General features: G+C 33.0%; 6 protein-coding genes. All 6 read left to right on the forward strand.

The annotated features are described in order from the left end of the window. Positions 1-2: 2 nt before the first annotated feature. The 6 genes from ACFE6N_RS20615 (at position 3) to ACFE6N_RS20640 (ending at position 6,828) form a co-directional block, all read left to right on the forward strand. The gene (locus ACFE6N_RS20615; protein ID WP_378939618.1) at positions 3-260 is read left to right on the forward strand and encodes a hypothetical protein; all 258 of its coding nucleotides are present in this window, start codon (positions 3-5) and stop codon (positions 258-260) included. Positions 261-317: 57 nt separating this feature from the next. Further along, positions 318-1,838 carry a TlpA family protein disulfide reductase gene (locus tag ACFE6N_RS20620; protein WP_378939620.1) on the forward strand — a complete coding sequence of 507 codons (1,521 nt, stop codon included), beginning with the start codon at positions 318-320 and terminating at the stop codon, positions 1,836-1,838. A 65-nt stretch (positions 1,839-1,903) separates the two neighbouring features. Next, positions 1,904-2,581 (forward strand): hypothetical protein, encoded by a 678-nt coding sequence (locus ACFE6N_RS20625; protein ID WP_378939622.1) that lies wholly within the window; start codon positions 1,904-1,906, stop codon positions 2,579-2,581. Beyond that, positions 2,565-3,242, forward strand: coding sequence for a hypothetical protein (locus ACFE6N_RS20630; protein WP_378939624.1), 678 nt, complete (start codon positions 2,565-2,567; stop codon positions 3,240-3,242). The genes ACFE6N_RS20625 and ACFE6N_RS20630 overlap by 17 nt, the downstream gene beginning before the upstream one ends. A gap of 109 nt (positions 3,243-3,351) precedes the next feature. Further along, on the forward strand, positions 3,352-5,538 hold the full coding sequence (locus tag ACFE6N_RS20635) for a peptidase domain-containing ABC transporter (protein ID WP_378939626.1): 2,187 nt from the start codon (positions 3,352-3,354) through the stop codon (positions 5,536-5,538). Between the two features lie 6 nt (positions 5,539-5,544). Then, a complete protein-coding gene (locus tag ACFE6N_RS20640; RefSeq protein WP_378939628.1) occupies positions 5,545-6,828 on the forward strand; it encodes an HlyD family secretion protein in 1,284 nt (427 codons plus the stop codon). Positions 6,829-7,099: the final 271 nt, after the last annotated feature.

Consider the following 7,099-nt stretch of genomic DNA (forward strand, 5'->3'; position numbering starts at 1 on the left):
CAATGAAAAAACTAAAATTATCAGATTTTGACTTTACAGAGATTTTATCTCGTGATGAATTGAAAAAAATTGTCGGTGGTGACTTCGGGTCAGGTTCGGGTTCAGGGTCAAAACCTCCTGCAGTCCCTCCAAAGGTAGCCGCATGTCAAGGCAAGAAAGCTGGCGACCAATGTTCTTTCTTATATAATGGAAAAGACTCACCTGGATATTGTCGAGCATATGCACCAGATTACACCTTGCACTGTTCAAATCTCCTTTAACATTAATATGCCAGGCGGGCCTTATAACAAGGCCTGCTTAATTTAGATAAAAAGAATATGAATAAAAAACATAAATTATTTGCAGTTTTAATAGTCATTCTTTCATTTTTTTCGATCTGTCAACTGTGTAAAGCTGATGTTGTTGATACAGTTTACATAAAAAAAAGCACATCTCGAATAACTGGCAAAATAATCAGGCAGAATAATGGGAATAACGACAGCGTTTTCGTAAATATTAATTTAATATATGCGATTTCAGGTGGTTATATAAAATATAAAGCACTGGTGGATAAATTTGGTAGATTCTCTATTGATGCAGATGTCGAGACTAATATTTCGCTAGTGAGTATGAACATTAGTATAGATCCAGAAAAATATCTTCTTGTAAAATTGAAAGCGGGCAGTGTTACAAATGTTGAAATCACCTATAATTTGAATAATAAGATAGCAAATATTGATATCAAACCTGCTATGAATAAATATGATATTACTCACAGCTTAGATGTTGTTGGTAAAATGATTGACCATAGATCAGGTAGGATGCCTGAACCCTTACATGAAAAAAGCACAGATTACTTTTTGAACTATACTAAAAATATCTTATCAGAGCGATTAGGGATTTTAAATAAAGACAAATTTTTATCAAAAAATCTAAAAGAATTACTATCCAAAGACTTTCGTTTATTTCTGTATAATGCTCATGTTTTTAATTATGAAAGACAGATGTTACTTAATTATAGGTATTTAGACACCGATCAAACCAAAAAACCTACTATTAAAAAAGTTGACAAATCGTACTTTCATTTTCTGAAAGATTTTAATCTGAACGACCCAAAATATCTAAACTGCTTTACATTCCCCGAAGTTCAAAAGGAAATTCTTCAAAATCAGATATTGGGACTTCCAGCAATAGAAGAAAATGATATTTCTAGTTGGCTGGCAAATGTAAAAGCCATTTTATCAAATTTAATTGGTTTTAAGGATGGCCAATATTATGATATATTGGCAGCGAATGCTTACGGAAGGCAATTAAACGAAGAGCTAAGACCACTAAGCGACAAACAAAAGGAAAATATAACGAAATATTGGAAAAACGGAGAAATTGCCAAGATACTTTTTCGAAAAAACGACCAGGTTGTTGGATTAGACAAATTTAAAAGCCCCGCAGTAATCAATGAAATTTCTTCTATTCCTGATGATAAAGTGATGGAAACAATTATTTCGAAATATACAGGAAAGGTGATTTTCATTGACCTTTGGGCAACTTGGTGTAGTCCATGCTTAGATGACATGCAGCAATTTAGAACTACAAAGAATACATTTCATGATAAGGCGGTGGTATTTGTTTATCTGACAAATAATTCATCTCCCCGCATGCTTTGGGAAGAAAAAATTAAGGGAATAGGAAATGAACATTACTATCTCACATCCAATCAATGGGAATACATCATGAAGCATTTTGATTTTCAATACATTCCTTCATATATCTTATACAATAAAGAAGGTGTATTGGTTAATAAATTTCAGGCCTTTCCAGGCAATGAAAAGGTAAGAGACATGATTAATAGTGCCTTATAGCAGCAATTATAATATTTCAGGATCAAAGTTTTTTATAATGTTAACATGTAATTGAAATTTCTATAATGAATACACATAAATGGATTCCTGTTTTTGCCATCAATTTGAAATCTAGAACAGACCGCTTTTTAAATATCAAGTCAGAGTTTCGAAGATATAATTTTTTTAAACTAGAAGTCGTTAAAGCAATTGAAGATGCAAATGGAGGTTATGGTTTATGGAAAACTATTTACGCTATTATTGCTGAGGCGGACAGACGTGGAGATGATTATGTCTTGATTTGTGAGGATGATCACATTTTTACTTCCCATTTCAATATCAAAGATTTAATGAACAATATCGCCAAAGGAAAACTTCTTGGTATAGATGTTCTTTTGGGAGGAGTAAGTTGGTCTAGAGGAATTTTGCGGTCAACAGATAATTTATATTGGATTGACAATTTTAACGGCACACAATTCATGATCATTTACCGTGTATTTTTTAAAAAATTCCTTGAGATGCCAATTCGTAAGGATTTAACTGTTGATATGGCCATCTCTAATGCAACTAATCATATCATGGTAATCTATCCATTCATTTCGATCCAACGTGAATTTGGATATTCTGACGCGACAGATCAAAATAATGAAATCGGCTACGTAGATGCACTTTTCAATGCCACAATGAACAAGTTTGATCAATTGCATAAAGTTTTTAAAGTTTTACGTTCCAGAATACATAGCGAAGATGAAGCAGTTCTATAAAATACCCGTTTTTGCAATCAACTTACCAAACAATCCTAAAAGAAAAGCTGATATCCAAAGTCAATTTAAGGAAAGAGATGAGTTTGAACTTAAAATATTCAAGGGGGTAAAATCCAAAGATGGATATATAGGTTTTTTGAAAAGTATAAAAAACGTCATCAAATTAGTTGACCAAACAGAACATGACTTTGTTATTATCTGCTCAGACGACCATATGTTTACTGAAAACTATAAAAAAGAAAATCTTATTACCTGCATTATTGATGCAGGCGCCGCTGGTGCAAAAATTTTGCTTGGTGGGATTGATCGGTATGGTGAAGCAATTCCACTAACGAATCAGCTTTTATGGATAGATCATTTTGCCGATTCAACATTTTATGTAATCTACAAGTCTCACTTTAAAGAAATTCTTCAACTCAATTTGAAAGAACTTCCCCCTAATACAATAATTAGTGGAAGCACAAGTAATAAATTTTTAATTTTTCCCTTTATTTCCGCAGAAAATGTTTCTGATAGGATAAACCGTGGCATCCAGGAATGCTCAAGAGAATGCTCAAATCAATTTAAACTAGATAGCATTTCAAGACTGGAAAAAATATTCTATCTCAAAAAACGTGATATGAAGAAATCATCTCACTTAACGAGAAATTTACATGAATAACTTTTTTTTAAGACTGGAAGTATCTTATAGAAGCAAATAGATAAGAGTTATCGCTCTCTCGTAAAATAGACTTTAAAACAAGCAGCTCATATTTTTTAATAATTGTATAGTGAAGAAAAAATTCCCACATTATAAACAGCTGGACATGATGGACTGTGGAGCAACTTGTTTAAAAATGGTACTAAAACATTATGGACAATTAGTTTCAATACACAAAATTAGAAAATTATGTCAGACCACTAAAAATGGCGTAAATCTTCTAGGCATTAGTGAAGCAGCTGAAAAATTACACATGAGAACATTTGGTGTACGGCTCAAGATCGATCAATTGGACGAAATTGAACTCCCAAGTATTCTTCACTGGAATCAAAACCACTTCGTGGTTTTATATAAGATAAGAAAAGGAAAATACTACATCGCCGATCCATCAACAGGTTTGATCATCATGGATAAGCAAGAATTTTCACTAAATTGGTTTGCACACAAAGAGTTGCACCAAGGACTTTCATTAATTCTAAGTCCTACTCCAAATTTTCATAGTTTAGATAAGGAAGAAACAGAAAAAAGCCTTGAGTGGGGAAAGGTTTTCATTTATTTTACAAGATATCGAACACTTTTTATTCAGCTATTCTTTGGAATGCTTCTCGGCACTGTTTTACAACTAGTCACTCCATTTCTGACACAATCTGTTGTGGACATCGGAATAAATTCTAAAAATTTAAATTTCATTAACCTTGTGTTGATTGCACAATTGATGTTATTCATTGGAGAAACATCTGTTTCTTTTATCCGTTCATGGATTATGCTGCACATTAGTACAAGAGTAAATATCTCAATTATTACTGATCTATTAATCAAGTTAATGCGCTTGCCAATGATTTTCTTTGACATTAAAACGCACGGAGATATAATGCAAAGAATGGGTGACCAACAAAGGATTGAAAACTTTCTTACAGGGAATACACTGAATATCTTGTTCTCACTATTGAATATGCTGATCTTCGGAATAATGCTTATTCTTTATGACAAAATCATTTTTTTTATATTTACAGTTTCGACCATTCTCTACACACTTTGGATGCTACTTTTTATGAAATATAGAAAGAGGCTCGACCACCAGAACTTCAAAGTTTCTTCTGAAAATCAAACTTACACCGTTGAAATGATCCAAAGTATAAAGGATATAAAGCTTAATAATTCTGAAAAACAAAAAAGATGGATTTGGGAATCTATACAAGCAAGGTTATTTAAACTTAAAGTAAGAGGATTGGTTCTTTCTCAATACCAAAACGTTGGGGCGATGGCTATTAATCAATCTAAAGGAATCTTGATAACCTATATTTGTGCGAGATCGGTCATTAGTGGGGAAATTACCATAGGAGGAATGATGGCTATACAATATATTGTTGGCATGGTTAGCAGCCCTGTCTTCTATCTACTTAGCTTCATGCAATCGTATCAAGATGCAAAAATCAGTCTTGAAAGGTTAAATGAAATATACGATGCCGACGAAGAAGAAAATTCTGAAAAAGATTATTCCAATGAACTTCCGGAAGATAAGACTATTGAATTACGTAATATAACCTTCAGATATTACGGTGCAGGTAATGAACCGATTTTTAGCAATTTGAACTTAACATTCCCACAAAATAAGACCACGGCTGTAGTTGGAGTTAGTGGAAGTGGAAAAACGACAATACTGAAACTACTGATGAGATTTTATGAAATTGAAACTGGGGAGATTTTGATAGGAGGAAAAAAACTTGATACAATCAGTCAATATCGCTGGAGAGAATCTTGCGGTCTTGTTATGCAAGAAAACCACATTTTTGCTGATACCATTGAAAGAAATATTGCAGTTGGTGATGAATTTCCTGATTCAAAAAGGGTTCAAGATTCTATAAGAATCGCGAATCTTCAGGAATTTGTAGATGAACAACCTTTTGGATTAAATACAAAAATTGGTACTGCAGGAAGAGGGGTTAGCCAAGGCCAGAAGCAAAGACTATTGATAGCGAGAGCAGTTTATAAAAATCCTAATTATATCTTTCTTGATGAAGCGACAAATTCCTTGGATGCTAATAACGAAAGAGCAATTATGAACAATTTAAATGCCTTTTTTCACCAAAAAACGGTAATAATTGTAGCCCATAGACTTAGTACTGTCACTCATGCAGATAATATAATTGTACTGGAGAAGGGAGAAGTTAAAGAGCAAGGAACACATGCAGAACTCACTGCTAAGAAAGGGCGATACTATTCATTAGTAAAAAATCAACTGGAACTGGGAAACTGACGAAATATGAGAGAAAGGAAATTTGAATACGACAGTGAACATAGTGAGAATCTTCAGGATATCATTGCAAAACCGCCCTCTTGGTTATTAAAGCGTGGGATAGGGTTTATCTTCCTGACGATCGCTATATTGCTTAGCTTGTCCGCAATAATTAAATATCCTAATAAAGTAAACGCGATATTAAAAATTAATGCAATCAATGCACCTAAAGCAGTCTTAAATAGACAGGCGGGAAAGATAACGAAAATATTTGTCAATGAAAACCAGAAAGTTTTAAAAGGTGAAACTTTAGCATACATGGAAAGTACCGCTGACCCAGAACAAATAATGTTATTGTTTAATATATTAAACTCTTTACGTCAAAAAGAACAGTTTGAAAACGCAGAATTAAATTCGCTAACTGCCCCCAATTATTTAAACCTTGGAGAACTACAATCATCTTATCAAACTTTTTATCAAGCTTTCATAAACTTTAAAGCCTCTATTACCGATGGAATAAATCTTCGGAAAAGAAAGTTTCTGTTAAGTGAAATCGAAAATCTAAATAGTCAGAATCTTAAAATCAAGCAAAATTACGACCTACAAAAAAGAGAGTTAGTACTAGCGCGAAATCAGTACGAAAGATATAGAACACTTTCAGCTAGAAAGGTTATTTCTCAAATGGAAATGGATCAACAGGAGTTACTTTACCTGTCAAAACAGCAACCAATTAACATGACCGAAAATTCAATATTGAGTAACAATGCTGCGATAGTTGCTCGGGAAAAAGAGATTTCTGAGCTTGATAACCAAATGCGCGAAGAGAGGATGAAATTTATCCAATCTCTAAATAGTCTAAACTCTGAAATTGATTCTTGGAAGAAATTGCATGTAATCTCATCTCCAACAAATGGAAATATTGTTTTTGCTAACAGTTTACAGGAAAACCAATATCTAGAGGACAATCGAGAATTATTTTATATAAATCCCGGAAATGAATCGTATTTCGGAGAAATGAATATTAGCCAGGTCAATATGGCAAAAATTAAATCAGGACAGAAAGTACAAATAAGATTAAGAAGTTACCCTTCCCAAGAGTTTGGTTATTTAAGTGGAACTATAACGTCCATAAGTGCAATTCCCATAAAAGATAGTATTTTCCTTTCCCAGGTAAAATTATTCCGTACAGCCAAAGATTCACTTATTCATTTAAAACCAGGCATGATTGCTGATGCTGAGATAATTACAGAGGACCAATCTATGTTAAAAAGAATATTGCTCAACGTAATAAAAAGCATGAACATGAACTAATAAAAATTGTGATATTGCTATGCGGAATGTCAATTACATTTGCTTATCAAAAAATTTTTGAGTACGGAAAACCGTAAAGCAAATCATTATCGGTAGCAAACCTTAAAATCAATTCCGAAACCACGGCTTTACACGTCTAATAATATGTAATAGCCACTACTTAATCTTACAGTTGGTTAGTTTTTACTGATTGTCAGATTGAATTTGTGAGTATGTTTTTTGCTCTTCTGAGATCGTTAATTTATCTACTACTTTCTCTTGTTTATAGCTC

It is taken from the genome of Pedobacter sp. BG31, assembly GCF_042464845.1.
GTDB lineage: Bacteria > Bacteroidota > Bacteroidia > Sphingobacteriales > Sphingobacteriaceae > Pedobacter > Pedobacter suwonensis.

Coding starts and splice junctions, on each gene's coding strand:
- ACFE6N_RS20620 (WP_378939620.1), top strand. CDS start 318: ATGAATAAAAAACATAAATTATTTGCAGTTTTAATAGTCATTCTTTCA.
- ACFE6N_RS20615 (WP_378939618.1), top strand. CDS start 3: ATGAAAAAACTAAAATTATCAGATTTTGACTTTACAGAGATTTTATCT.
- ACFE6N_RS20625 (WP_378939622.1), top strand. CDS start 1,904: ATGAATACACATAAATGGATTCCTGTTTTTGCCATCAATTTGAAATCT.
- ACFE6N_RS20640 (WP_378939628.1), top strand. CDS start 5,545: ATGAGAGAAAGGAAATTTGAATACGACAGTGAACATAGTGAGAATCTT.
- ACFE6N_RS20630 (WP_378939624.1), top strand. CDS start 2,565: ATGAAGCAGTTCTATAAAATACCCGTTTTTGCAATCAACTTACCAAAC.